At 52.8% G+C, this 22,815-nt stretch carries 33 protein-coding genes and 1 tRNA gene; 7 read left to right on the top strand and 27 right to left on the bottom strand.

Features of this window, described 5'->3' with window-relative positions; all coding sequences use genetic code 11:
• From C3451_RS22675 to C3451_RS22600, 16 genes are all read right to left on the bottom strand, one after another.
• Positions 1 to 1,175 (bottom strand): phage tail protein (locus C3451_RS22675; protein WP_124304428.1); only part of this gene is annotated, 1,175 nt, incomplete at its 3' end.
• Complete coding sequence (locus tag C3451_RS22670) at positions 1,172 to 1,777, bottom strand: phage tail protein I (RefSeq protein WP_062856335.1); 606 nt, start codon at positions 1,775 to 1,777, stop codon at positions 1,172 to 1,174. The genes C3451_RS22675 and C3451_RS22670, both read right to left, overlap by 4 nt.
• A complete protein-coding gene (locus C3451_RS22665; protein ID WP_124304427.1) occupies positions 1,770 to 2,678 on the bottom strand; it encodes a baseplate assembly protein in 909 nt (302 codons plus the stop codon). Before C3451_RS22665 ends, C3451_RS22670 begins: the two co-directional genes overlap by 8 nt.
• Positions 2,665 to 3,024 carry a GPW/gp25 family protein gene (locus C3451_RS22660; protein WP_062856337.1) on the bottom strand — a complete coding sequence of 120 codons (360 nt, stop codon included), beginning with the start codon at positions 3,022 to 3,024 and terminating at the stop codon, positions 2,665 to 2,667. The genes C3451_RS22665 and C3451_RS22660 overlap by 14 nt, the downstream gene beginning before the upstream one ends.
• Positions 3,021 to 3,599 (bottom strand): phage baseplate assembly protein V, encoded by a 579-nt coding sequence (locus C3451_RS22655; protein WP_105608379.1) that lies wholly within the window; start codon positions 3,597 to 3,599, stop codon positions 3,021 to 3,023. The genes C3451_RS22660 and C3451_RS22655 overlap by 4 nt, the downstream gene beginning before the upstream one ends.
• A 68-nt stretch (positions 3,600 to 3,667) precedes the next feature.
• Entirely contained in the window at positions 3,668 to 4,114 is a 447-nt protein-coding gene (locus tag C3451_RS22650) for a phage virion morphogenesis protein (RefSeq protein WP_032642152.1), read from the bottom strand.
• The gene (locus C3451_RS22645) at positions 4,107 to 4,538 is read right to left on the bottom strand and encodes a phage tail protein (protein WP_039025357.1); all 432 of its coding nucleotides are present in this window, start codon (positions 4,536 to 4,538) and stop codon (positions 4,107 to 4,109) included. Before C3451_RS22645 ends, C3451_RS22650 begins: the two co-directional genes overlap by 8 nt.
• A complete protein-coding gene (gene lysC, locus C3451_RS24655; RefSeq protein WP_240034225.1) occupies positions 4,501 to 4,749 on the bottom strand; it encodes an Rz1-like lysis system protein LysC in 249 nt (82 codons plus the stop codon). The genes C3451_RS22645 and lysC overlap by 38 nt, the downstream gene beginning before the upstream one ends.
• A complete protein-coding gene (gene lysB / locus C3451_RS22635) occupies positions 4,634 to 5,062 on the bottom strand; it encodes an Rz-like lysis system protein LysB (RefSeq protein ID WP_033487486.1) in 429 nt (142 codons plus the stop codon). The genes lysC and lysB overlap by 116 nt, the downstream gene beginning before the upstream one ends.
• Positions 5,059 to 5,574: a lysozyme gene (locus C3451_RS22630; protein WP_014884901.1), complete on the bottom strand. Its 516-nt coding sequence runs from the start codon at positions 5,572 to 5,574 to the stop codon at positions 5,059 to 5,061. Before C3451_RS22630 ends, lysB begins: the two co-directional genes overlap by 4 nt.
• Complete coding sequence (locus tag C3451_RS22625) at positions 5,555 to 5,770, bottom strand: hypothetical protein (RefSeq protein ID WP_014884902.1); 216 nt, start codon at positions 5,768 to 5,770, stop codon at positions 5,555 to 5,557. Before C3451_RS22625 ends, C3451_RS22630 begins: the two co-directional genes overlap by 20 nt.
• Positions 5,771 to 5,773: 3 nt before the next feature.
• Positions 5,774 to 5,977 (bottom strand): tail protein X, encoded by a 204-nt coding sequence (locus C3451_RS22620; RefSeq protein WP_000868184.1) that lies wholly within the window; start codon positions 5,975 to 5,977, stop codon positions 5,774 to 5,776.
• A complete protein-coding gene (locus C3451_RS22615; protein ID WP_014884903.1) occupies positions 5,977 to 6,444 on the bottom strand; it encodes a head completion/stabilization protein in 468 nt (155 codons plus the stop codon). The genes C3451_RS22620 and C3451_RS22615 overlap by 1 nt, the downstream gene beginning before the upstream one ends.
• A 98-nt stretch (positions 6,445 to 6,542) precedes the next feature.
• Positions 6,543 to 7,196 (bottom strand): phage terminase small subunit, encoded by a 654-nt coding sequence (gene gpM, locus C3451_RS22610; protein WP_006777754.1) that lies wholly within the window; start codon positions 7,194 to 7,196, stop codon positions 6,543 to 6,545.
• Positions 7,197 to 7,199: 3 nt separating this feature from the next.
• Entirely contained in the window at positions 7,200 to 8,348 is a 1,149-nt protein-coding gene (locus C3451_RS22605; RefSeq protein WP_016150809.1) for a phage major capsid protein, P2 family, read from the bottom strand.
• 15 nt (positions 8,349 to 8,363) lie between these two features.
• The gene (locus C3451_RS22600) at positions 8,364 to 9,191 is read right to left on the bottom strand and encodes a GPO family capsid scaffolding protein (RefSeq protein ID WP_124304426.1); all 828 of its coding nucleotides are present in this window, start codon (positions 9,189 to 9,191) and stop codon (positions 8,364 to 8,366) included.
• 149 nt (positions 9,192 to 9,340) lie between these two features.
• On the opposite strand from C3451_RS22600, the gene C3451_RS22595 reads away from it, so the two are divergent.
• Complete coding sequence (locus C3451_RS22595; protein WP_047367111.1) at positions 9,341 to 11,104, top strand: terminase ATPase subunit family protein; 1,764 nt, start codon at positions 9,341 to 9,343, stop codon at positions 11,102 to 11,104.
• Positions 11,104 to 12,153: a phage portal protein gene (locus tag C3451_RS22590; protein ID WP_124304425.1), complete on the top strand. Its 1,050-nt coding sequence runs from the start codon at positions 11,104 to 11,106 to the stop codon at positions 12,151 to 12,153. Before C3451_RS22595 ends, C3451_RS22590 begins: the two co-directional genes overlap by 1 nt.
• A 137-nt stretch (positions 12,154 to 12,290) precedes the next feature.
• On the opposite strand, the gene C3451_RS22585 is transcribed toward C3451_RS22590, so the two are convergent.
• From C3451_RS22585 to C3451_RS22535, 11 genes are all read right to left on the bottom strand, one after another.
• Positions 12,291 to 12,527: a hypothetical protein gene (locus C3451_RS22585; protein WP_124304424.1), complete on the bottom strand. Its 237-nt coding sequence runs from the start codon at positions 12,525 to 12,527 to the stop codon at positions 12,291 to 12,293.
• A gap of 95 nt (positions 12,528 to 12,622) precedes the next feature.
• Positions 12,623 to 12,856 carry a DinI family protein gene (locus C3451_RS22580; protein ID WP_001217561.1) on the bottom strand — a complete coding sequence of 78 codons (234 nt, stop codon included), beginning with the start codon at positions 12,854 to 12,856 and terminating at the stop codon, positions 12,623 to 12,625.
• Between the two features lie 11 nt (positions 12,857 to 12,867).
• The gene (locus C3451_RS22575) at positions 12,868 to 13,056 is read right to left on the bottom strand and encodes a hypothetical protein (protein WP_001154443.1); all 189 of its coding nucleotides are present in this window, start codon (positions 13,054 to 13,056) and stop codon (positions 12,868 to 12,870) included.
• A 161-nt stretch (positions 13,057 to 13,217) separates the two neighbouring features.
• The gene (locus C3451_RS22570; protein WP_124304423.1) at positions 13,218 to 15,626 is read right to left on the bottom strand and encodes a replication endonuclease; all 2,409 of its coding nucleotides are present in this window, start codon (positions 15,624 to 15,626) and stop codon (positions 13,218 to 13,220) included.
• Positions 15,623 to 16,480: a DNA adenine methylase gene (locus C3451_RS22565; RefSeq protein ID WP_240034224.1), complete on the bottom strand. Its 858-nt coding sequence runs from the start codon at positions 16,478 to 16,480 to the stop codon at positions 15,623 to 15,625. Before C3451_RS22565 ends, C3451_RS22570 begins: the two co-directional genes overlap by 4 nt.
• A complete protein-coding gene (locus C3451_RS22560; RefSeq protein WP_013098805.1) occupies positions 16,477 to 16,704 on the bottom strand; it encodes a TraR/DksA family transcriptional regulator in 228 nt (75 codons plus the stop codon). Before C3451_RS22560 ends, C3451_RS22565 begins: the two co-directional genes overlap by 4 nt.
• Positions 16,704 to 16,937, bottom strand: coding sequence for a DUF2732 family protein (locus C3451_RS22555; RefSeq protein ID WP_045415245.1), 234 nt, complete (start codon positions 16,935 to 16,937; stop codon positions 16,704 to 16,706). The genes C3451_RS22560 and C3451_RS22555 overlap by 1 nt, the downstream gene beginning before the upstream one ends.
• A 67-nt stretch (positions 16,938 to 17,004) precedes the next feature.
• Entirely contained in the window at positions 17,005 to 17,346 is a 342-nt protein-coding gene (locus C3451_RS22550) for a DUF5347 domain-containing protein (protein WP_013098807.1), read from the bottom strand.
• A complete protein-coding gene (locus C3451_RS22545) occupies positions 17,310 to 17,510 on the bottom strand; it encodes a phage filamentation protein Fil family protein (RefSeq protein ID WP_124304422.1) in 201 nt (66 codons plus the stop codon). The genes C3451_RS22550 and C3451_RS22545 overlap by 37 nt, the downstream gene beginning before the upstream one ends.
• Before the next feature lie 7 nt (positions 17,511 to 17,517).
• Complete coding sequence (locus C3451_RS22540) at positions 17,518 to 18,027, bottom strand: phage regulatory CII family protein (protein ID WP_124304421.1); 510 nt, start codon at positions 18,025 to 18,027, stop codon at positions 17,518 to 17,520.
• 34 nt (positions 18,028 to 18,061) lie between these two features.
• A complete protein-coding gene (locus C3451_RS22535; RefSeq protein ID WP_015386350.1) occupies positions 18,062 to 18,298 on the bottom strand; it encodes a hypothetical protein in 237 nt (78 codons plus the stop codon).
• Positions 18,299 to 18,399: 101 nt separating this feature from the next.
• On the opposite strand from C3451_RS22535, the gene C3451_RS22530 reads away from it, so the two are divergent.
• The 5 genes from C3451_RS22530 (at position 18,400) to C3451_RS22515 (ending at position 22,542) form a co-directional block, all read left to right on the top strand.
• The gene (locus C3451_RS22530) at positions 18,400 to 19,014 is read left to right on the top strand and encodes a phage repressor protein CI (RefSeq protein ID WP_032610574.1); all 615 of its coding nucleotides are present in this window, start codon (positions 18,400 to 18,402) and stop codon (positions 19,012 to 19,014) included.
• A gap of 11 nt (positions 19,015 to 19,025) precedes the next feature.
• Positions 19,026 to 19,925 carry an NAD-dependent DNA ligase gene (locus C3451_RS22525; RefSeq protein ID WP_174412018.1) on the top strand — a complete coding sequence of 300 codons (900 nt, stop codon included), beginning with the start codon at positions 19,026 to 19,028 and terminating at the stop codon, positions 19,923 to 19,925.
• 9 nt (positions 19,926 to 19,934) lie between these two features.
• Entirely contained in the window at positions 19,935 to 20,948 is a 1,014-nt protein-coding gene (locus tag C3451_RS22520; RefSeq protein ID WP_124304419.1) for a tyrosine-type recombinase/integrase, read from the top strand.
• 82 nt (positions 20,949 to 21,030) lie between these two features.
• Positions 21,031 to 21,107 (top strand) — tRNA-Ile (locus C3451_RS24285).
• 628 nt (positions 21,108 to 21,735) lie between these two features.
• Complete coding sequence (locus tag C3451_RS22515; protein ID WP_124304418.1) at positions 21,736 to 22,542, top strand: Zygote formation protein zyg1; 807 nt, start codon at positions 21,736 to 21,738, stop codon at positions 22,540 to 22,542.
• Positions 22,543 to 22,815 lie beyond the last annotated feature (273 nt).

Genomic DNA, 22,815 nt, shown 5'->3' with positions numbered 1-22,815 from the left:
ATAATTATCCCGTTTGGAAGTTTGCAATAACCACTAACCCCGCTAAAAGCGTTAGCGAAAAAGCTCATATCCGGCAGCTGGTTGGCTGCCGTCCCAACTTCCCTTTTTGCCGCTTCTCCCAAACGAAGGTATTCGATAATCCCATCTGCGGTTTTTCCAGACAAAGTTGTTAGCGTGCTATCCAGCGGCTGCTTGCCTGCCAGCGCATTTGTCATGGTGGTTGCAAAGTTAGGATCGTTTCCTAACGCCGCCGCCAGCTCGTTCAGGGTATCAAGCGCAGCAGGTGATGAGCCAACAAGCGCAGCCAGAGCTGATTTTACGAAAGCAGTAGTGGCAATTTGCGTATTGTTGACAGTCTGCGCAGCCGTGGGTGCCGTCGGTGTTCCGGTCAGGGCCGGGCTTGCCAGTGGGGCTTTGAGTGCAAGAGCGTTAGTAATGGTGGTGCTGAAATTAGGATCGTTGTTGATAGCCGCAGCAATTTCTTTCAGCGTGTCCAGTGTCGCCGGGGCGCCATTCACCAGGGCGATCAGAGCCGCCTGCACAAACGCAGTTGTGGCAAGCTGAGTAGTATTGTTACCTGCAGCTGCAGTCGGGGCTTTTGGGGTGCCGGTAAACGTCGGGCTGGCTTTTGGCGCATATTGCGTATGCGGATCAGCTGCTGCAAGATGCGCCGCCATCAGCTCATCTACATACACCTTTAGTTCCAGCACCTTGTCATCCACATATTTTCGGGTAGCCAGCACTACGGACGGGTCAATTTTCAGCGTAATGTTATCGGTGCTGCTGGTAATCAGTACCATGCGCACTGTCTGCGTGCGGCCGCTTCCCTCTGCCAGCTGCGGCTTGTAGCTCTCCGGGCAGTTACCCACTGCGATCAGCGCGCCCGTTTCATCAAACAGCCCAACCTCACGAATCCACCAACCGCCCTCAGTTTCAGGAATCACCTGCTCAGCAATAATCTGGCTGCTGTTCTGCGGATCGATGTAAAGCATGTTCAGGTCAGCGCGCCGCTTTTCGGAAACCAGCTTCGTCTGTTGTGCGCTGGGAGTTGGAAGCACGCCGCCGCCATCCCCCACCGCCATCTGGGTAATTTTCAGCGGCACACCGAGCGCGGCAGCGCTTGCCAGTTTCGCCGCGCCAATATCCGTCAGCAGGGTATAAAATTTTGCGCTCATGGGTTCACTCTCATTGTGTCGATAACATGGACGGCGCCGCCCTCGTAGGCAGTGCCACCGGAAATGATGGTTTCGTTGATATACGGGTAAATCGTGATTTCTTCGCCGGTGTAAGTGGCAGCTCCCACAAAATATGGCCCGCTCGTCTGCAGATTTATGGACATGCCGATCAGATGCCGACTGCAGGGTTTGGCGTCACCAATCAGGCGCTCCAGCTCCAGATAGGTTTCTTCTGTTATGCCCTGGTCCTGCACCCCAATATCCAGGCGAAACGTGCCCGGCGCCTCGCCGGTCTGCCACCATTCAATGATGCGGATCAGAAAGCCGAACGGCTCCACCACACGCCGCACCGCGCTGGTTGTGCCCTTGTGCTGATGGATATAGAACGCATCCTGCACAACACGGCGCTTCACGCTCTCCGCCCATCCTTCGTCCCAGCGATCAACCGAAAAGGCCCACGCCAGATACGGCAGAAACTTGACCGGGCATGTTGCCGGGTTCCATAAATTCCGCAGCGGCACCTGCAGATCGGAAATTCCGCTGCAGGTCTGAGCAAGTCGGCGCTCAAGCGCCGATGAACCAGGAGGAAGCAGACTATTCATCCGTTCCCCCGTTGGTTACGCTCCATTCCGTACATGAAGCGGCTTGTGTCTTATCCAGCACCACATCAGCGAGCGGCGAGGCCAGTTCAACACGCTGCACACCTTCAACATGCAGCGCGGCATAAATAGCACTGCGGCGAATATCACGCCCCAGCCTCGTCTGGCTGGCGATATATTTCTGCAGGCTGGCTTTTGCCGCCTCCATCACCGGCTCAGCTTCTGGCCCCGGGTAAAGAAAGATCGTCGCATCCACGCTGTACGGAATGATTTCAGCGCTGCGCACCGTCAGACGGTCAGCAACCGGCCGCACGTTCTCACTGTTAAGCGCCTGTTCAATCACAGCCAGCAGATCCGCCGCAGCCGTTCCGTCGCCCTCACGGCTCAGCACGGTAAGCACCACCTCCGCCGGTGCCGGGCTGGTTGCGCTGGCGTCAGCCACTCGCCCGTCAGCGCTTTTAGCGTGAAACTCATAGGCCGCCGTCGGCCCCGCCACGGACAGCCCCTCAAAAGCTGCAGGAACACGCTGACGCAGAGCCTCATCACTTTCCATCACGGCAGCAACCGGCGGTACCGCGTCGTTATCGGCAGGAATAACCGTCAGACGTTTTACGTTGCAGTTACCGGCCAGCTGATCGAGATCACTCCCCATGGAATAAGCCACCATGACCGCCTGCGCCGCCTCGTTAATGCGCTGACGCAGGAGGATTTCACGATACGCATTTTCCTGCAGGAGCTTGGTCACGGGTTCAGACTCCAGCTCAAGCGTGCGTCTTACCGCGTCCTGCTCGTCTGCCGGATAAAGGGCTACAAACGCGGCTTTCCGTTCGTTTAGCAGCGTTTCAAAATCCGGCACATCCACTATCTGCGGGGCGGGCAGCTGGGAAAGGTCAATGACTGCCATTGTCTGCTCCTGTTGATACCGAAAGTGAAACCGGCGCGCCGTTATCACGCTGCCCGGTAAGCTCAACCACCATCGAACCATCAAAACTGCTGTTTATGGTGATGGAATCCAGGGTAAGCCGTGGCTCCCAGCGACTCAGAGCCACATAGACCGCAGACATAACCTGCAGGCGCAGCGCCGGGTTCTGCGGCTGGTCTATCAGTTCAGACAGAAGCGAGCCGTATTCCCTCCGGGCAATGCGGCTCCCCTGCGGGGTCAGCAGAATATCCCGGACCGACTGGCGCAGGTGGTCCGTGTCGGTAATGGCCCTGCCGTTGTCCTGACTCATGCCGATATACAGCGTCATACCGGACCTCCCGATGTATCACCGCCGGACTTAACGCCGGTATGACCGTGTTTATCGACTACGATCCCGTTAGAACTCATGGCGCCGCCGCCCTGGGTGACGCCACCATTGATCACCACTTCGCTGTTTATGCGCGTGTTGCTTGCTTCCACCACAAATTCCCCCGTTTTCAGGGTTATGTTATCTGCAGCCTCGATCACCATGGATTTGATGCCCCGCACATGCCAGCGGCCGGTCGCGGGTTCATATTCAAACCAGCCACCGTCCGGGTATTCCGTTACGCAGCCGTCCACAGAGTCCGACGGCGGGGCGTACTGGTTGGAATAGATCGCAGGTAAGGCAAAAGCGGTTTCCAGATTGCCGCCCATACTCAGCACCACCACCTGCTCATCCGGCGACGGGCACCACCATGTACGGGCACCGCCTGCGCGCAGTGTCAGCCAGTTAATCCAGTTGGTTTCAAGCTCGCCCACTTTCACCCGGCACAGCCAGTTTTCCCGGTCCACTTCGGTTACGGTGCCGGTGCGGATCAGGTTGGTGATAAGGCGCATGATTTCGGTTAGTTGTGCGTTCATAACGAAAGGTTGCCATCAGAGGAAAAAGGGAGGCAGCGTTGGGTTTTGTGCCATCGGTGACACAAATTTCACTCCGACAGCCAGCGCAACAGCGTGTCACGGGTGATGGTTTCCACCTCATCATTCACGCCTAAAAGACGGCGTGCCGGGTACCGGGCCTCCGGGCCATTGCGTCTGACTCGATCACGCAGACCATAATGGTGAACACGGGCGATGCGCTGGACTTTCCCATCAAACTGCACGCTGGCAGAGTCCGCAGTGGCTGCGGTTTTCAGGTATTTAGTGGTGCGCAATTTGGCGAACATCTGGCGCTTGATGCGCCCCTTTTTACTTCTGGCCGTCACCCGGCGCGCCTCAAAGGCGGTGCCGTCTGGATTGCGCTGCAGCCTGATGTTTTGCTGTTGCGACCGGCGCAGCTCCTGCGCCAGCTGTCGCATCATACGGTTGCGGGCTGCCGGTTCCAGATTCGCCAGCAGGGCCGCCAGCCAGTCATCCACCCTCTGCAGGTCATCCACGTTTCACCGTCCACATTTCGTCGGGTACATCGGGTTCCGGCACCGCTTCTACGCTCGATACAGTGCCGTCTGTGCTGACAATCACGCGCTCCGTGAGCTGCAGATTGAGGCTGAGATCACACAGATCGTTGCTCAGGATATCGACGTCAAAGGTAAAAAGTTTTTCGCGCAGCTCCGGGTTGTTGATGGCGTCCGGTTGATTGGTCATTAACCAGAGCAGCACGGGTGCCATCACTAAATTCTGGTTGCCGCTAAAATCTTCAATTACCACGTTCAGGGTGTAGCGGTATTCCCATGACATTGAACGGGCGCCGGTTGCGACCAGCGAACCGTTATCAACAAAAAGGTGCAGCTTGTCCGGGTTGTCACGGACATACGCCACCGATTTATTCAGGGCGTTGCGTAAGGACTGCGGCTTGTTCACTGTCTCGCTCCTGACACGCTATGATCGTGTCCACTTTGTCGGCACATACTGCCCAGGCGGCCTCAGTCTCATCCAGCACCTGGTTCAAATCCCCATTACTGCGCGGCGCTGACCTGTCCAGGCGGCATTGCGTCACTTTTGGACAACCACTCACGGTAAGCTGCACCTCCGGCGAGGGCCGGACGCTCCCGCAGCCGAATAATGTCAGCAGGCAAAGGAGTGTCAGCCCAGCGGCGTAAATCCTCGTTTTCACGTTTTAGCTCCTCGATCCGGCGCTGGCGACTCCGCAACAGTGCGGAAGTCTCCTCCGCTGCAGCATAAAGTTGCATCTGCGCCCGGCTGTTGGTTTCAGTAAGAATGGACAGGCTGATGAGCTGGCTGTTTTTCTTCGCCAGCTCCTGCTTGTTCTTTTTAAGCGTCTCTGCCTGCGTCCCGATGGTGTGACCGGCATTGTTAAGCCGCCATGACTGCCAGCCCAGCAGTGCCAGCACCAGAGCCAGGATCACCGCCAGCGCGCGCGTCATGCCCCTGCCCCTTTAAGACACCAGGCAAGCTCACGGGCGCGCCGGTTTTCCAGCCCTTTATTCCGTTGACCATTTACATAAACCCAGCGGGGGAGCTGGTTGCACGCCTGCCACCACTGCTGGCGATTGATGTAAGAAACCATTGTTGACCGGCAGATGGCCCCGGTTCCGACATTAAAGCCGATACTGATCAGGGCATCGTAAACATGCTGAGGTGGTTTAACCTGCAGGCAGGCTTCAATCCTTTTTTCCGTCAGCAACACGTTATTAATCAGCCCCTGCGCGGCCTGTCGCTCCGTTATGGTTTTGCCCGGCACTACCCCGGACGTATTGCCGATCCCGTCCGTCCAGACCCCGGCGCTGCACTGGTATGGCTGGAGGCGACACCCTTCGAAATCAGCAATCAGTTTCAGCCCCTCGACGGAGGTATGAAGCGACTGAAAACCCGGCAGCGTGGCGGCAATCGCCAGCACCGCGCCGACCAGGCAACGCTTAACGATTGAAGGACTCATATTCCCCCCTGGATATTCTGCCGTCCCGCAGCAGCTGGTAGGCTTTCCAGCGTAAATAACAGGTCACCGCTGCAGTAATAATTCCCAGCGCAAGACCGGTGATGGTGGATACATCTTTAAGAGACAAATCGCCGAGCCATGCCAGAAGCAGGGCAACGCAGTAAGTGATAAAGGCGCTGATTCGTTCAAGCGTCATAGTTCAGTCCCATAACTGGACAGTCTGCGCAGTGGTTGACGCCGTAATGTCCGGCAGCTCCACCTGCAGCCCGTGCGGTAAAAAGGGGCCATATTCAGCCAGCCCCGGATTCGCCTGCAGCACCTGTTCAGTGACTCCCTGCGTGCGCCCGTAATGGCGCCAGCAGAGTGCGTCCACCGTGTCATACTGATGCGCACGCACTTTCATCAAATCAGCTCCACCGTCATATGCGGCATATCGCGCAGGCGGGACTCCGCCCAGCGCACATCGCGCCACAGCTCGCCTAAGGTTGTTTCGATATCTTCAGCTTTCTTGCTTCCGTCGCCGGTTGCGTCAAAATCGCGATAGCGCTCAACCAGGTTTGCTTTTGCCCAGCAAAACACCGCACGGCGATACAGCATGAGCCGCTGGCTTTCGCCGTCGATCACATCAGCAGGGACGTCGGCCAGGCTCGCATACCCCTGCGCCCGTTGTTTCTCGCGGAACTCATAAAGATCGGCGTTAACTTCAGCAATCGCTGTCAGCAACGCCAGACGCAGGCGTGGATCGGTGACACTCCCATCCATGCGCATATCACGGCGGAACTCTGAAACCCTGACATCAGGCCAGAAACTGGTGTTTTTAATAACGTCCTGGGTACTTTCCCCGGCCTGTTCCGGCGAAACGAATTGCATATTTCTGGCACTCCCAAATAGTTGGGCGGTGGACGGGGTTTTGACGCGGCATAAAGCCTGTCGCCACCCCGTGCCGCCCCGCGCGTTGGCACGATTCGTTAAGCCGACATTGCCTGTCGCAATCGGCTTTCAAGCTTGTTGATTTCCGTTTTGACGCCAGAACTGTTATCCAGCTGCAGGGCACGCTTCAGATGGTTAAGTGCCGCCACTGCCTGATCGTTATCCCGCAGCGCGTAGCCCATCGCCTTATGAAGTCGGGCGCGGGACTGATCCGGCATATCCTGACCTTCAACGATATCGAGCACCTGGGTAAGAATGGCGGCACTGAATGATTCACCGGCAGAAAAAGCGCGCATTGCCGCGTCGGCAAACTCTTCCGCAACAGCGGTCCCGCAGGTCCGGTTGAATCGCTGCGGCAGGACCCAGCCGTGTTTAATGGCATGGCGGGCAATGTCCAGCGCGCCGGTATAATCTCCGGCATCAATGCGCCAGATCATGACGTACATCGCCACGTCGTCCTGGCCTGACGCGTCAGCATCCAGTAAACCGGCAATCCATGAGGCATAAGCGGGAAGAAACTCACGTTTGAGCTGAGCCTTGCGCTCGTTTGACTGGACGGTTTTAAGGCGCCTGCGGTGTTCTGTCAGCTGTAACAGCATCTGGTTGTAGCCCGTCAGGCTGGCATTACTGCCGCCCTGCCGGGCGGCATCCTGTGCCTGTACATACTGAGTGTGAGCACGGAACGGATTCATTTATCACGCTCCGGCGCCAGCACCGCCAGCTGCCTGCGCATCAAGCGCGCCTTTCACCGCTGCCGTGACGATTTCCTGGATGGTTTCAGTTGTCAGCGCTGGGCTGGCATTGCCACCTGCCTGCACGGGCAACAGTTCGATGTTCTCAACCAGGCAAACGCCGTCGTAATCTTCGACAACATACGCCTCGTTAACGGACTCGAAGTTTTCCACGCGGTCACGCTTCGGATTGTCGATGACCGAACGGCGGCGGGAGCCTGATTGCCAGTAAATAGACAGGTTATCCAGGCGGGTGATCAGCATGGCATTCGCCGGGAAGAACGGCGCACGAACGGCCGGGAGGTTGCCGATACGCTTCTGGCTGACGATAAGATCTGCCGCCAGCGTTTCGCTGTTTGGCTGGTCACGGTTGACGATCGGGAAATATTTATCCGCCAGTAACTGGCGCCCGACGATAACCACAAGCTCCGTATCTTCCTGATACCACGGCGCGATTTTCTCATTCACGGCGCCCATAACCAGCGCGTCCAGATTCAGGAAATCACCGCCTTTACCGACACGGATAGTCTGAGAAATAACCTCGCCTTCGGACACGATCTTATCCATCACCTGTACGGGTTTCTCCTGGCGGATTTTTTCCAGCCAGCCGATATTCACATCCTGCAGCAGTGGATAGGTCGCGCGGTCTGACGTTTTTTCACGCTTCACGCCGTTGAAGCCGATCATGATGCGGTCAAGCGCCTGGCGGGTAATGATGGCGTCACGGATGCGCGTCTGGAAGTCCTGGAATTTGGCCCATAAATCCAGCTTCGCATAGGGCAGCGCCGTATCAGAGTTGGTCTGGGTACACTTGTACCCTTCACCGTCGATGTAAGTCGGATCAACGGGTTCACGGTCTTTCTGGGTGGTATCAGTATTTCCGGCAATACTGGAACCAATACCCAGCCCCAGACGCTCGCCGGACTGCTCATCAACCGGGATAATGTTGATTTTCTGCAGGAACGAGGAAGACTCCTGGATTTTCGTTTCCAGCGTCTGCGCCACTGACGGCTCAGCCGTATATTTCGAGGCGATATCGCTCACAGATACGCCGTTGAGTTTGGCGAGCTGCGTCAGATAGCCGTTGAATTTAAAACGTGTCTCTTTTTTCATTGTGCTTTTGCTCCGTCAGCAATCGGTGGTTTGTTCTGCGCCGTTATTGCCGGTCGCATTAGGGCGGCGTTCGCTGCGGCTGTCCTGAGTGGAAAGCTGCTCACGCAGGATGGAGAGTGCGCTGGTTGTCTCATCAACAACCTTTTGCATATCGCTCAGCTTGTTACTGAAATCGGTCTGATGGGTGCTGACCTGCTCCGCCAGCGCCTGATGCTCACGCGCGATGGTTTCAACAGCCTGATTCACATCAGCAAAGCGGGCGTTATCATCGGCGCCTTTGCGGGACAGCAGCTCTTTCACGCGGGTAAACAGGCTGGTTTTTTCCGGCACGTCCTCAAACTCGATCAGCGTTTCAAGAGCAGCGGTAAACAGGTTGTCTTTGTCCAGCTTGCGGCGCGCCAGGGGGTTATGTTCTGCGCTGGCGCTGAACTGCAGCATTTCAGTGCCGAGGCTTGCCGGATCGTCAGTAATCGCCAGGCCAACCAGATAAGCGGAGCCGGTATCGGCAAAGCTGGTGTTAACTTCCATTGAGGTGAAAAGTTTCTGCCAGTTGCTGGTCATCGTGACCAGATCGTCAGTCGGGGCAATCCAGCCATACAGCGCCATTTTCCCGGATAATGCCCCTTCGGTGATTTCTTCCGCTTCCAGCTTTTCCACCATGCCAAAACGACGGAAAGGCCCATCAGGGGTGAAGCCCTTGATGTGTTCCATATTGATCAGCGCGGTGTATACCTGCGGGTTATAGCTCGCTGCCATCTGGGTGAGCCATTCACGCTCAATAACGCGCCCGTCAGTAGTGGCCCCTTCGACCCCAATACGAAAACGCTTAGATTTTTTTGCCATCGGTCCGGCTCCGGTTAGTTAGTTCGTAACACGTTCAGAGCCTTATGTTTGCGGTGATGGGCGCGTGTAAACAACGCGTTGGGCTTGTGCGAACTCCCACACAATGCGAAGCCGGGGAAAGTGCTGATTTGAGGCCGTATGTTTGTGCCATGACAACACTGACCCCCGCAGACCTCGATCCCCGTCGTCAGGCAATGCTGATGTACTTTCAGGGATACCGCGTAGCCCGCATTGCTGAAATGCTGGGCGAGAAAGTTGCAACCGTTCACAGCTGGAAAAAACGCGATAAGTGGGGCGAATATGGCCCACTGGATCAGATGCAGCTCACCACCGCCGCACGTTACTGCCAGCTCGTCATGAAGGAGCAGAAGGAAGGAAAGGATTTTAAAGAAATTGACCTGCTGGCGCGTCAGTCCGAACGACAGGCCAGAATCGGCAAATTTAACAATGGCGGGAATGAAGCAGACCTGAATCCGAACGTGGCGAACCGCAATAAAGGTCCGCGCAAGCCGCCGGAAAAAAACCTGTTTACCGACGAGCAGATCGAAAAGCTGGAAGAGATTTTCCGCGCCGGTATGTTCGAGTACCAGCGCCACTGGTGGGACGCTGGCATCAAGCACCGTATCCGCAACCTCTTAAAGTCACGCCAGATCGGTGCAACCTACTATTTCGCCCGTGAAGCGTTGATAGACGCGCTCACCACGGGGCGAAATCAAATCTTTCTGTCAGCGAGTAAAGCTCAGGCGCACGTTTTTAAACAGTACATCATCGACTTTGCAAAAGAGGTGGACGTTGAGCTGAAAGGCGATCCGATGGTGCTGCCTAACGGTGCCTGTCTTTACTTCCTCGGTACAAATGCCCGTACCGCGCAGAGCTATCACGGCAATCTGTATCTTGATGAGTATTTCTGGATACCGAAATTCCAGGAGCTGCGCAAGGTGGCCTCCGGTATGGCGCTGCACAAAAAATGGCGTCAGACCTATTTCTCTACCCCTTCCAGCCTGACGCACAGCGCCTACCCGTTCTGGTCTGGCGCCCTGTTCAATAAAGGGCGCCCGAAAGCCGACAGGGTGGAATTTGACCTTTCTCACAGTAGCCTGGCGCACGGCGTTTTATGCCCTGACGGCCAGTACCGCCAGATAGTCACTATTGAAGATGCCGTAAACGGCGGGTGTAACCTTTTCGACCTGGACCAGCTGCGCCTGGAGTACAGCCCGGACGAATACAACAACCTGCTGATGTGTCAGTTTGTTGACGATCTGGCGTCCGTGTTCCCGCTGGCGTTGCTGCAGTCCTGCATGGTTGACAGCTGGGACGTGTGGGACGATTTCGAACCGCTTTTACTGCGTCCGTTTGCATACCACCCTGTCTGGATTGGCTATGACCCGGCAAAAGGAACGCAGAACGGTGACAGCGCCGGTTGCGTGGTCATTGCGCCTCCCGTCGTCCCCGGCGGTAAATTCCGCATCCTTGAGCGTCACCAGTGGCGCGGGATGGACTTTCGCGCCCAGGCCTCAGCGATTGAGGAAATCACCAGACGCTACAACGTGACCTACATCGGCATTGACTCGACCGGCGTTGGCGATGGTGTTTACAAAACGGTTAAGCAGTTCTTCCCAGCCGCGCGTGAGTTTGTCTACAACCCGACTGTTAAAAATGCCCTGGTGCTTAAAGCCTACGACATCATCAGCGGGCGCCGTCTGGAGTTTGACGCGGGGATGCTGGATATCGCGCAGTCCTTTATGTCCATTCGCCGTTCAACCACCGCCAGCGGCAACCGGCCAACCTACGAAGCATCCCGCACAGAGGAAGCCAGCCACGCGGATTTAGCCTGGGCAACCATGCACGCACTTTATAACGAACCACTGGCAGGAGCTTCCGCCAGTACCAGCAACATCGTGGAGATTTTTTAATGGCTAACCGCAAAAACCGCAGCAAGGCACCGCGCGGCAAGACCGCCGCCGATACGGCCAACATGGTCAGCAATGCACATGCGGAGGCGTTTACGTTTGGCGATCCGATCCCCGTTATGGACCGCCGGGAATTATTTGATTACCTGGAGTGCGTGCAGGTGGACCGCTGGTACGAACCCCCGATCAGCATGGATGGCCTGGCGCGAACTTACCGCGCTGCCGTACATCACTCCAGCGCCATTCAGGTAAAACGCAATATTCTTACCAGTACCTTCATCCCTCACCGCTGGCTGTCTAAACAAGCCTTTTCCCGGTTCGCCCAGGACTTTCTGGTATTTGGTAACGCGTATCTTGAAAAACGCTTGAACCGGTTAGGCCAGATCTTGGAGCTGCGCGCCTCGCTTGCCAAATACACTCGCCGCGGCATTGATCAGGACACCTACTGGTTTGCACAGTATGGTCACAACTCACAGCCCTATCAGTTCGATGAGGGAAGCGTGTTTCATCTGATGGAACCTGACGTTAACCAGGAGCTATACGGAATGCCGGAATACCTCTCTGCCATTCCTTCCGCACTACTGAATGAATCGGCCACGCTATTTCGCCGTAAGTATTACCTCAACGGTAGCCATGCTGGTTTCATCATGTACATGAGCGACCCCGCCGCCGATCAGAAAGACGTGGACAACATACGCGAAGCACTTAAAAAATCGAAAGGGCCAGGCAACTTCCGCAACCTGTTTATGTACAGCCCGAACGGCAAGAAAGACGGCATTCAGATCATCCCGCTGTCAGAAGTCGCAGCGAAAGATGAGTTTCTTAACATCAAGAATGTGAGCCGTGATGACATGCTGGCAGCTCACCGCGTGCCGCCGCAGCTGATGGGGATTATTCCAACGAATACCGGCGGGTTCGGTGATGTTGAAAAAGCGGCGCGCGTTTTCGTTCGCAACGAACTTACCCCCCTGCAGGGCCGCATCACAGAAGTTAACGAGTGGCTGGGTGATGAAGTGATACGCTTTAACCCATACCTGACCGATGAAGACTGACGCGCAGCTGGTCAGCCTTTGATATCAACCGCCCTTCTCCGGGCGGTTTTTTTATTCCCTTACGCCCTGCCCCACCATCAGAGCGCCTCAGCGCCTCGCTGCGCGCTCTTGCCCTTCACTCACATAACGCCTCACAATTAAACGCAGCGCCTCACGACGACGCAGGCGCGCACGACCAGCCCCAAAAAATGACCATGCCCACCCAACATTGAGGCGCCAAAACCGCGATTAACCCCAAAACCGCGCGCTCGTAGCCCCGCCACGCCTGCCCGCTTTGTGTAGTGGTTTTCATGCACCTGCATGACATAAGCAAAAGCCCGCCAGTTCTGGCGGGCCTGAGCAAAAACGATCCTCAAACGATCATGCGATTTCATGCGGCATAGACGTGCACAACAGCACTAACGCCTCGCGTGGCTCGTTGTTCAACCTTGCGGACGGTAAAAACCAGTTTTATCGTCCGCAACGTTCGCTAGTGTAACCAGCTGTCATCCTCCCAGACCTGCTGCATTATTTCCATCACTCGCTTTTTGTCTTCATCCAGTTTTAACCCGCTCAGCTCAACGCCGTTGGCGCTGCCCTTACGGATACGAATTGCTGTTTTGGGATACAGAGGGCGCAAATTACGGTAAAGCTCGGATTCAAGGGCGTCCAGTGTAGCCTGGCTAATCTTCTGCTCTTTATCGATCATTATTTCAATGCGCATACAGATTCCCCTTAACTGGTTACATCCATTGACCGGCAGTATTCATGGCTGCGGATTTTCGCCATCAACTCGTCGGTCAGTTCGGACACCCACTGGATAGCCAGTCGCTTTTCTTCGTCGCTGCACTCACTAGCCGCTACAAGCTTGATAAAAAAATCAATGCGCTGGAGCTTCAACGACTCCAAAAGATAATCCTGCATTTTCCCTCCTATCACTACCACGGACATACAAATACTGTATATATATCCACTGTTTATAATTACAGTATAGTAGGAATTTGCGAATGTAAACCGTTTTTTATCTGTCAATTAGATCGCTCTGATGCGGATCAATAAGAGCAAGAATTGTTAAATCCTTGGCATCAGTACCACTGACGCCATTTGTCATCTTCCTGCAGGCGGTAGTTGCGGTAAAAAATACGCAGCCCGCCACCTGACGGAATACTGCCGCCGCGCAGAAGCAGGTCAATCTCTGACTCGCTACCATCGAACCCTCTTGAACTCAGCTCTGCCTCAAGCTGCAGGCGCTGCTGATCCGAAATATTCTGTTTGTATGCTTTTTTCCGCTTCGGTTTTACCAGCCTTAACCTGGCTGTCAGCTCCCGCCGTTCCTTCTGACCCATGTTGTGGAGATATTCCTGCAACTCCTTCTCATCCATGGTTTTAATATCGGGTAAATCACCCCCTGATTTGTTCAGATTTTCAACAGGGGGACAGTTATTGCCACGAGTCCAAGGGGCGCAAGCGCCCTGGTCGGCTGCCGCCTCCTGAACGTCAACGGCCTTACGAACCTTTTTCCACTTCACCGCGTGCGTGCAAATCTTGCCCTCCGCAATCGGGGACCAGATGCCATAGATACGGATACCGTGATCGCCGTAGGCGCTCGGCTCGTCGTTAAGCTCATATGCCGTGCGGACAAGGTGATGTTTGCGGGGAACCAGCACACCGCCCTGCTTCATGATGTAGGTGGCAAAGCAGCCCGCATCAGCCGCCGCCAGCACCGCATCCAGACGCGGATTATCCAGTACCGGCTCACCCGCTTTGCGTTCGCCCTGCACTCTCGCAGCCTGACCAGCCAGCAAGCGCAGCTCGCGGTATGCCTGACGCCCCGGAATGCCAAAGAAGCGAAATTGCTGGACACGGTGCAGTGACGCCCAGGCGCTGACATGCTCGGCGCTGTCACGCAGTGATCTGCCTGTTTCTTTGCTAATTTCTTTAGCCAGCCCGCGCCCGTCGATGTTCTTGCTGATGTATTTGGCGATATAGCTGGTCGGCGTACCCTTGCGCGGGTTGATAAGCTCGGACTTGAAGCGCGGCCCGGTATTGGTGCCCAGCTCCTCGCGGTCTTCACGGATGGCAAACTTACGCAGCAGCGCGGTGATGGAACGGCGGTCTTTTTTGCGCATGAAGCACAGAAGATGCCAGTGCACGGTGCCGTCATGGTGCGGCTCTGCCACACGGACGCCATACCAGCGCAGCCCGGCCTTGTGCATTGCCTTGCGGAAAGCGGCGAACGTATCAACCAGGTAGTCACTGCTCTGCCGGACAGTGGCACTGGTCCACTTCGGATTAGGTCTGCCGTTGTTGAGGGTTGCGTGGAAGCGTGACGGGCAGGTGATGGTATAAAACACTGCGCAGTCTCCGCGCATTTCCGCGATCAGCTCCAGTCCCTTAACACAGGCCATCATTTCATTACGGCGGTGTGCCGGGTTGCTGTTGCTGGCGTTCACCACGTCTTCCATGTCCAGCGTGTCGCCGTCTTCGTTGACCAGCTCATGCGAGCGGAAGAACTCCAGCGATTTGCGGCGCTGCTCGCGTTTGTGGATCACGGCTTCATAGCTGACATACGGGGACGCTTTTTTGTTGACCAGGCAGACGGCGCGCAGATGTTCCTCCCGCCACTCGCAGCGCATCTGCCACAGTTTGCGATACCACCAGTCCGCGCACAGCATACGCGCCAGCGATGGTGGGATCAGTTCATAAGGCACCGGCTTGCGGCGGCGCTTTTTGCGGCGTAACCGTTCAAACGCTGGCGGGATGACCTCAAGGCGCATGGCTTCTGCAGCAACCCTTTCCCATGCCTGGCGGATTTCTTCTGGTTTAACATCGTCACTGACAAACAGATCACCGCAGGCCGCATCAAGACACATGCTCATATGTGCCGCAACCAGCGTGGAAAGGCGCTTGACCTGATCCTGATTCATTTCTGGCAGTACCAGCAGCCCCTCCAGCCCGTCATGGCTCGCCATGAACCGGAAAGACGCAGACACCTGACTGTCACGCACGCTCTCCAGCCGCTCAAGACACGGCCTGATTGTTTCGCGCAGGTAGCGGGAATAAGCCTTTGCCCTGCCCAGGCTATGGAAATATTTAATCCGTTCCAGCAAAGGCTTGCTGATGTGGGGCGGCATGGCGTTAACGTCAGCCAGAATGACCAGATCAGGATTAAAACGCTGCTGCTCGCGCGCCATTTTGGCACGACTAATCAGCCGGTCCTGCTCCATTTCGCGCTGGACAGGATCGCGGGACTCATTGAAGAAATATCGTTCCCATACCTCATCACTCAGCGCTTCACGGCGCAACTGCTCCTGCTCGTTATCCGCAGCGTAAAGAGCGATCAGGTTTGAAAGCGCAGACTCCGGCGCAACTTCCGCCGGGTCCAGATATGGATTAACCGCTTTTTTTGGGTTATTCCATGGAAAGGCCACGGCGGCCTCATTCGAGCCGCCGGTGGTTGCTACATTGTGGGACGCGAACTTGCCTACCGTCACGCCCGCACCTCTAAAATAACCGAGCACACATCCCCGTGTGTGGAATAAACCCGGTTAAAGCGTGTTGCTCCTGAAACGGCGATTATTTCCGCTGCGGACTTACTATCACCGGCAGCCACGCCCATGCTGCGCTTTGCAGTGATGCGATGGCGGGTAAAATTACGATAAAGCGAACGGGTCAGGGACGTGTCGCTGTTGGACACGATAACCGGGTGACCTTCTGATGACCGGCGTTCAAGAATAGACGCCAGATGATACTGATCGTCCTCCGTAAAACCGGCAGTGTGATAAGCGGTAAACGTGCCATCGTATGGTGGGTCACAATAAACAACATCACCCGTCCGCAGCAGCGCCAGTGTTTCGTCATAGCTGGCACAGATAAACGTTGCGCTTTGAGCCTTTTCTGCAAAAGCGCGTATCTCATTTTCAGGAAAATACGGATTTTTATAATTACCGTAAGGGACATTAAAATGACCGCTCAAGTTATAGCGGCACAGCCCACGATAACCATGACGATTCAGATAAAGGAAATATACTGCTTTCATGAAATCAGTAATTTCAGAGGAATGATTAAATTCATGCCTAATGTTGTAATAAGCCACTTCTCTATTCGCAATCGCAAAAATATTTTTTGCGCGTGATATGAAAGCTTCACAATCAAGGGCAATTTTTTTATAGAGATTGATAAGATCGGGATTAATATCCGCGACAAGATAATGAGGATAGTCTGTCGCCATCATTACAGCGCATGAACCCGCGAAAGGTTCAACCAGTCGCGGGCCAGCAGGAAGGTGCTTAATCAGTTCCGGCATGATGGCGGTTTTATTTCCCGCCCATTTCAGGATAGTGCTCATACAGCACCCCCGTTGTAGTGTTTGCCTTTCAGCTCTGCAATTTCCTGACAAGTGACGCAGCACTGCACGCCCGGAATGGCGCGGCGGCGAGCTGGCGGGATCGGCGCATCGCAATCAATGCAGAGAACACGGGAAACGCCCGGTGCCTTATTGCGGGCGGTGTGGATGTGGCGCTGGCGTTCTTCTTCAACGCGCTGCTGTACGAGGTCCATTGAATCAGCCATCAGTGGATCTCCTGCGCTTCGTTCTGAATCTTCACAGCTTCCTGACGCAGCAGCTCAGCTGCTTCCGTGTGGTTAAGCTGACGTGACACGATACGGGCAGCTAAAGAATCCAGACGCGCAGCCATCACATCTGCGCGTCCCCGGCGTTCTTCTTTGCGTGCCTCAGTCAGCAGCAGGTTGAGTCCAGCATCATCTGGTCCTGTTTTAATGGTACGGGTTTCAATATTTCGCATAGTTGTTTCTCCTGAATTTGGGCAATAAGAAGCCCGGCGGGTTTACGCCATTAATTTCTGTTGTGGGTTAATTCGGCATGGTTAGCCGCTTTGGAAATAAGCTCACCACTGCACGAAAATGATTCATTGCTTTCACCAGTTCCCGCTTTTCGTCAGTAGTCAGATCACTAATATTGACGCCGTGACGTTCTGCCGGAATTTTTGCCATATAAAAAATGGCTGCCAGTGCCCGCTCATTCTGTTTATTATTTACGTCGCGTGGATCGCGCATATCTTTAATAAACCTTTCAAGCTCCGGCTCAATATTCAGACCAAACACTTTAGCCCTCAATTCCGCAATATGGTTCAGTCCGTCCAGGCGTTTACCGGGGCTTAATGGAACAGTCGCCGTAGCGCCTTCAATAGCCATGATTTCCCCTGTTTGGTTGTGGACAGGTCAGCCAGCAGTTCATCCTGAGAGCGGCACGGGTGCCAGCGTTTGCCATCCTTCCCCATGATCCAGCCATGACCGTAGTGCATTGCCGGGCTTTGCTTTACAAGAAGTGATGCAAAAGATGGTTCTTTAGTCATCATAACCACCTCAGATTAGACCGAACGAAGCGCCGAGGCCCGTCACGGTATCCACCGCGCTTGCCATCGCCGGGTTAGCCTGTAAACGCGCCTGCATCGAAACGGCAGCCAGTGCCATCAGACGAGTAACAGAGTTAATGCTGCTGATAACATCGCGGCGGCCTGCGGTGGTTCTCACATCACCCGATACGGCGCTGGCGGCAACACGTCCGATTTCAGCAGTGGCGCTCATGACGTAATGCGGCAGCTTCTCTTTTGCCACTTCGTTCATCGGTACGCATGGCAGGCAGTGAATCTGAGCCAGAAAACCGTCAACCAGCGTGGAGTCCTCAGTAAGATCGGTAAGCAGCCAGATTTCCGACGGCGTGAGCTGATGCGGTTGCTCCGGGTTCAGCTTGTTACGCAGCGTCTGGACGTTCATTCCCGCGCGTTCTGCCAGCTTCGCCATGTTGTGACGCAGCGCAAAAGCCCGGCAGGCTTCGTCAAAATGCGGATGTTTGGAAACACGATAATCAAACATGATGTAAATCCTTTTCTATCCCAAAATGGAACTATCAGGCTTGCATTGCGACTTCGCAGCCTTGGGCCGCTTCCATCGTCAATGCGAACATGTTGATTTCGATAAGGCTGTTAACTCCGGCTTTTTTCCTGATAGGCAGGCGGTTTTCCCTGATCATTTGACGGGCATAGCTAGGCTTGTAGCCAGTACGGCGACAGAACTCATCCAGTGTGATGAATGGCTCAGATACCACAAGGTTGATGCTGGGGCGCATTGAAAAATTGCTTTTCATGATGCACTATTCCTCAGTTTGTGTTTAAAAACTTCACTATTCGGAACTATTCGCAATTATTCCGAACACCACAAAACCGATGATAGGATCGCATTTTAAATATGTCAAACACAAAAGAGACCCTTTCCGCGATCTCAAAATACAACTTTCCATCTCAAAGTGGTGGAAAGGAAGCGATAACACGTATCCTCCAGGCCTATGGATTCAGTACCAGACAGGCTTTGTGTGATCACCTTGGAGTATCCCAGAGCACTATGGCAAACCGTTGGATGCGCGATACTTTTCCGCATGACTGGCTCATTGCCTGCCATCTTGATACAGGTGCATCTATGCTTTGGTTAACTACAGGACAAGGCTTGCCCACAACAAAAGCAGATAGCGACAGTGGATTGCCTTTGCAATTAAAAGAAATCTCAAACGGGATTTTTTCATCCTCTGACCAAGTTCGCTACGACTCTCGCCTTTTACCTCAAGACACAACTGCCCCATTCATTGTGAAGTTTGAAAATTCGTTCTATCTAGTGGACGAGTTCAGGGGAGAGATCAACGATGGAATCTGGTTGATTGAAATAGATGGCTTTATGAGTATCAGACAGGTTTACCGTCTTCCAGGCGGACGTTTACGCGTAGAAAATGGCCCCGCATCCTTTGAGTGCACACCATCGGATATTGAAGCCAATGGCAGAGTGATCAGCAAAATAACGTTTACTGAATAAGGAATATTGGTATGACTCAATTTAGCGCTTTCAACTATACACATAATAGAGATAAAGCCATCGCTAACTTAATCAATCTGATTGAAGGGATGACCTGTGACGGGAAACTAAGTGAAAAAGAAATGATTTTCCTTGATACATGGCTGATGGAATCAGACGTTCTTTCCCAAAATTATTTCGTAAACTGCATCAGAAATAAAATAAGTGAAATTCTTTCGGATGGTGTAGTTGAAAAAGCTGAATTAGACGAATTGAAAGACCTGCTCCATGAAATGCAACGCGGGTTGATGGATACTCCTAACATAGACCTTTACTCAGCTGACTCTGACAAGCATTTGCTAGAGGGTCTATGTAAGGGGCTTGCTTCCGACTATCATTTGAGCGATGAAGAAATCAGCTATTTAAACTGGTTCTTATCTACAAATGCAGCTTTAAAAAGCAACTATCCCGGTAAACATCTTTACGAACTTGTTCAATCAATCCTGAGTGATGGAGTGATAACAGACGAAGAACGCACCAAATTATTACAAGAAATTACTGCTTTCACTGGCTCAAATATTTCTGAGGGTATTGTGGATGGATATTCCACAACATCGCCTGTTGACCTAATTGATGAGTTTAACCCTACAGATAGTAAAGTCTGTCTCACTGGTAAGTTTCTATGTGGCTCCCGTAGACAATGTGAAAGTGACCTTTTACAGCTTGGCTGCCAAATTGTTGATCGTGTTACTCAAGATTTGGACTATCTAATTATTGGTGCCCTCAGCTCTAAGGATTGGAAATTTCAAAGCTTCGGAAGAAAGATAGAACAGGCTATTGATTATCGTGACAATAAAGGAGTTCCGCTCAAAATCCTCAGTGAAGAACAGTGGCAAACCTTAATGCGTGATAATAATTCTTTATCTCAATAGGCCTGCACAATGGCAGTAAGCAAATTAAGCAATGGAAAGTGGCAGGCTCAGGTCTTCCCCAACGGTAGAGATGGGCGGCGTATTCGTCGCCAATTCGCCACCAAAGGGGAAGCCATGGCCTTTGAACGCCACAGTAAGGATCAAGCACAGGATAAGCCTTGGTTAGGAGAGAAAGCAGATAAGCGACGGGTTACAGACCTTGTTGAAACTTGGTTCAATGCTCACGGAGTTACACTCTCTGATGGCCTCAAGCGTAGGGGGGCGATGGAGTTTGCCTGCTTCGCCATGGGCAACCCTCTTGCAACTGAATTTAACGCCAAGCTTTTTGCAACCTACCGTGAACAACGTTTAAGCGGGAAAATTACACGTTCTGATCGGGTAAAAGCAGTGACACCCCGCACCGTTAATCTTGAGCTGGCGTATTTCCGCGCCATGTTCAACGAACTGAAAAGGCTGGATGACTGGAGTGCGCCCAATCCGCTCGAAAACGTCCGGGAATTTAAAATTGATGAGGCAGAGCTGGCCTGGCTAACAGTCGAAGAAGTCAAGCAACTGCTGGCAGAGTGTGAGAAAAGTAAAGCGGTAGATTTAGTAACCATCGTCAAAATATGCCTTGCAACCGGCGCACGATGGGGCGAGGCGGAGTCACTTACAGGCAAGCAAATCAGCCCCGGCAAAATCACCTATATCAAAACCAAGGGCAAGAAAAACCGCGCCGTTCCAATAAGTGATGAGCTTTACGAAATACTTCCAAAAGTAAGAACTTCCAAACCAGTCTTTACGGGGTGCTATTCTGCGTTTCGTGGGGCGATTAAGCGAGCGGGGATTGAACTACCTGACGGGCAGCTGTCACACGTTCTACGGCACACATTTGCAAGCCACTTTATGATGCGCGGGGGCAACATTCTTGTACTGCAGCGTATCCTTGGACACACTGATATTAAGGTGACGATGCGCTATGCTCATTTCGCCCCAGACCATCTAACAGAAGCTGTGGAGTTAAACCCCTTAAATCTTATTTGATGGCAGCAAAATGGCAGCAAACCTATTCACTATGTTTTCATATTCCACACTATTCGACGGCGCAAGGTGTTGAAATTAAAGTAACTTATTGTTTTACAAGGTTTAAGTTTGGGACTCATAATCGCTTGGTCGCTGGTTCAAGTCCAGCAGGGGCCACCAAATTTTAGCTTTAGAATCATCAAGTTAAGCCACTCTATTGAGTGGCTTTTTTGTTACTCAATACATGAGTGTCGCACGAAAGTAAGAGCGTCTCCCGCTCATCAAGGTTTTGATAAAGCCCTGTCCCGGGCAAAGAGGGGTTTACTCATTACTCCGGAGGTTCGTTCCGCTTGATAAGAAGGAGCTAATGGTGGAGTATCGGAAAGCAGCCCACCAGCGTGGGGCAATTACCATCATTACGAATAATGGTGCGCCCAGCTTATACGAGCTCTACCGCGATAATGGCTTTACGGTGCATGAGTTCGATAACCAGCAAAAAATATCATGTAAGGATGATAATCGAAATCGCGTCAACAATATTATTGCTGTGCTTTAGCGCTCAAAAAGTAATAAAAAAGATCATTGAAAGTTATAAACCCAGAGAGTTATATTCACCAAGCCAATTAATCACCAAGAATTGATCTGTTTTTGTGATAATTGAGTCATTTTTAAGACCCCCATCACATTCTAAGACATTTCTAACGAGCATATTAATATCCGTAGGCAGGGGCTTAAAAAAATAGAAGCTATAAGTAGATCTATTTAATCTTATGCCCTCACTCGTCCCACCTGATATAAGGATATATGTATGAACATCGTAGAAGAAGCGGTTAAAAGCATCAATACAATGTACGAAGGCGGCTCAGCACCTCTCTCTGAATATAAATTCCAGTCTCATGAACTTGCCCAAAAACAAGCGCAAATGTTATTCACCAATGATCGGGGTGATATCGAAAAAGACGCTCAATTCAGAATGAATCAGACGGGTAACATTTTCTATGTTTCAACTTCACCAGAACTAACCGAAAAAACAAAAAAACTATTCGATAGTGTAACGGTTTTATTCGCGGCAATGACGGCAGGGTTAAACGCATGTGAAAAATCACTGTTTGACTATGACACCTGGCGCTCGGTCATTGGCAAATCAGGCTTCTTTGTTGAAGTACAGAAAACCAGAAATATGATGACGATTAAAAATAGCGGCGTTACTGTAAATACCCAGATTGTTCAGCAGTTGCTGCCAGGGCTGACTTCTGGCAGCGCAATGGAAATTGCCAAGGGCGTTCTGAGTGCAGTTAATGGTGAGTTTCAGGCGTCTGAACGTGCGGAAGAAGCTAAGATCGGACATCTCCTTTTCATCTGTGAAGAGCTTTTTAGTGCCCCAAGCGTCACAGTGCGCTTGTTCTTTGCGTCTAAAAAATCGCATAGCACCTTTACGAACTCTCCATGCCACAAGTCAGTTTCGACTACTTTTGAACAACTGCAAGAAGCGAATACATACCTGTTCGTATCTCCTGAAAGTATCGCTGAATATGCGAAGCGATTCACTGAGCAACCGGAAGAGTATTTAAATCTCATTGAGCGTTTCAAAGAAATGATCAACCCGCGTAAATAATTTTGGTTACAAAGTATAGGCTGCACATTGCAGCCTATATAACTAACTCTTAGTGATTTCAGCTTCCACTATTACCCATACAACTTACTGGAGGTGATTTCGTATGGTTAATCCATTCAAAATCATATTAGTTTCTCTGGCAATCGTGAATCGCCACGGGTTTAACAGACACCTCAGAGTCATTTAAGATGGCTTAAAGAGAGGTGCCCATGAGCGGTAAGCGTTATCCCGAAGAGTTTAAAACTGAAGCAGTCAAACAGGTTGTTGATCGCG

The organism is Enterobacter sp. 301B (assembly GCF_003850715.1).
GTDB lineage: Bacteria > Pseudomonadota > Gammaproteobacteria > Enterobacterales > Enterobacteriaceae > Enterobacter > Enterobacter intestinihominis.
The sequence above is the reverse complement of the archived record's forward strand: the minus strand, read 5'-3'. Positions and strand labels throughout refer to the sequence as shown.

Excerpts from the sequence above, each read along its gene's own strand:
- C3451_RS22520 (WP_124304419.1), top strand. The coding sequence starts at position 19,935 with ATGGCAGTAAGCAAATTAAGCAATGGAAAGTGGCAGGCTCAGGTCTTC.
- C3451_RS22615 (WP_014884903.1), bottom strand. The coding sequence starts at position 6,444 with ATGCAATTCGTTTCGCCGGAACAGGCCGGGGAAAGTACCCAGGACGTT.
- C3451_RS22655 (WP_105608379.1), bottom strand. The coding sequence starts at position 3,599 with ATGAACGCACAACTAACCGAAATCATGCGCCTTATCACCAACCTGATC.
- C3451_RS22580 (WP_001217561.1), bottom strand. The coding sequence starts at position 12,856 with ATGCGCATTGAAATAATGATCGATAAAGAGCAGAAGATTAGCCAGGCT.
- C3451_RS22545 (WP_124304422.1), bottom strand. The coding sequence starts at position 17,510 with ATGATGACTAAAGAACCATCTTTTGCATCACTTCTTGTAAAGCAAAGC.
- C3451_RS22540 (WP_124304421.1), bottom strand. The coding sequence starts at position 18,027 with ATGTTTGATTATCGTGTTTCCAAACATCCGCATTTTGACGAAGCCTGC.
- C3451_RS22595 (WP_047367111.1), top strand. The coding sequence starts at position 9,341 with ATGACAACACTGACCCCCGCAGACCTCGATCCCCGTCGTCAGGCAATG.
- C3451_RS22625 (WP_014884902.1), bottom strand. The coding sequence starts at position 5,770 with ATGACGCTTGAACGAATCAGCGCCTTTATCACTTACTGCGTTGCCCTG.
- C3451_RS22575 (WP_001154443.1), bottom strand. The coding sequence starts at position 13,056 with ATGCAGGATTATCTTTTGGAGTCGTTGAAGCTCCAGCGCATTGATTTT.
- C3451_RS22555 (WP_045415245.1), bottom strand. The coding sequence starts at position 16,937 with ATGCGAAATATTGAAACCCGTACCATTAAAACAGGACCAGATGATGCT.
- C3451_RS22525 (WP_174412018.1), top strand. The coding sequence starts at position 19,026 with ATGACTCAATTTAGCGCTTTCAACTATACACATAATAGAGATAAAGCC.
- C3451_RS22550 (WP_013098807.1), bottom strand. The coding sequence starts at position 17,346 with ATGGCTATTGAAGGCGCTACGGCGACTGTTCCATTAAGCCCCGGTAAA.
- C3451_RS22605 (WP_016150809.1), bottom strand. The coding sequence starts at position 8,348 with ATGAAAAAAGAGACACGTTTTAAATTCAACGGCTATCTGACGCAGCTC.
- lysB (WP_033487486.1), bottom strand. The coding sequence starts at position 5,062 with ATGACGCGCGCGCTGGCGGTGATCCTGGCTCTGGTGCTGGCACTGCTG.
- C3451_RS22660 (WP_062856337.1), bottom strand. The coding sequence starts at position 3,024 with ATGACGCTGTATATCGGCATGAGTCAGGACAACGGCAGGGCCATTACC.
- C3451_RS22560 (WP_013098805.1), bottom strand. The coding sequence starts at position 16,704 with ATGGCTGATTCAATGGACCTCGTACAGCAGCGCGTTGAAGAAGAACGC.
- C3451_RS22620 (WP_000868184.1), bottom strand. The coding sequence starts at position 5,977 with ATGAAAGTGCGTGCGCATCAGTATGACACGGTGGACGCACTCTGCTGG.
- C3451_RS22590 (WP_124304425.1), top strand. The coding sequence starts at position 11,104 with ATGGCTAACCGCAAAAACCGCAGCAAGGCACCGCGCGGCAAGACCGCC.
- C3451_RS22670 (WP_062856335.1), bottom strand. The coding sequence starts at position 1,777 with ATGAATAGTCTGCTTCCTCCTGGTTCATCGGCGCTTGAGCGCCGACTT.
- C3451_RS22535 (WP_015386350.1), bottom strand. The coding sequence starts at position 18,298 with ATGAAAAGCAATTTTTCAATGCGCCCCAGCATCAACCTTGTGGTATCT.
- C3451_RS22530 (WP_032610574.1), top strand. The coding sequence starts at position 18,400 with ATGTCAAACACAAAAGAGACCCTTTCCGCGATCTCAAAATACAACTTT.
- C3451_RS22565 (WP_240034224.1), bottom strand. The coding sequence starts at position 16,480 with ATGAGCACTATCCTGAAATGGGCGGGAAATAAAACCGCCATCATGCCG.
- C3451_RS22585 (WP_124304424.1), bottom strand. The coding sequence starts at position 12,527 with ATGAAATCGCATGATCGTTTGAGGATCGTTTTTGCTCAGGCCCGCCAG.
- C3451_RS22630 (WP_014884901.1), bottom strand. The coding sequence starts at position 5,574 with ATGAGTCCTTCAATCGTTAAGCGTTGCCTGGTCGGCGCGGTGCTGGCG.
- C3451_RS22665 (WP_124304427.1), bottom strand. The coding sequence starts at position 2,678 with ATGGCAGTCATTGACCTTTCCCAGCTGCCCGCCCCGCAGATAGTGGAT.
- C3451_RS22600 (WP_124304426.1), bottom strand. The coding sequence starts at position 9,191 with ATGGCAAAAAAATCTAAGCGTTTTCGTATTGGGGTCGAAGGGGCCACT.
- gpM (WP_006777754.1), bottom strand. The coding sequence starts at position 7,196 with ATGAATCCGTTCCGTGCTCACACTCAGTATGTACAGGCACAGGATGCC.
- C3451_RS22515 (WP_124304418.1), top strand. The coding sequence starts at position 21,736 with ATGAACATCGTAGAAGAAGCGGTTAAAAGCATCAATACAATGTACGAA.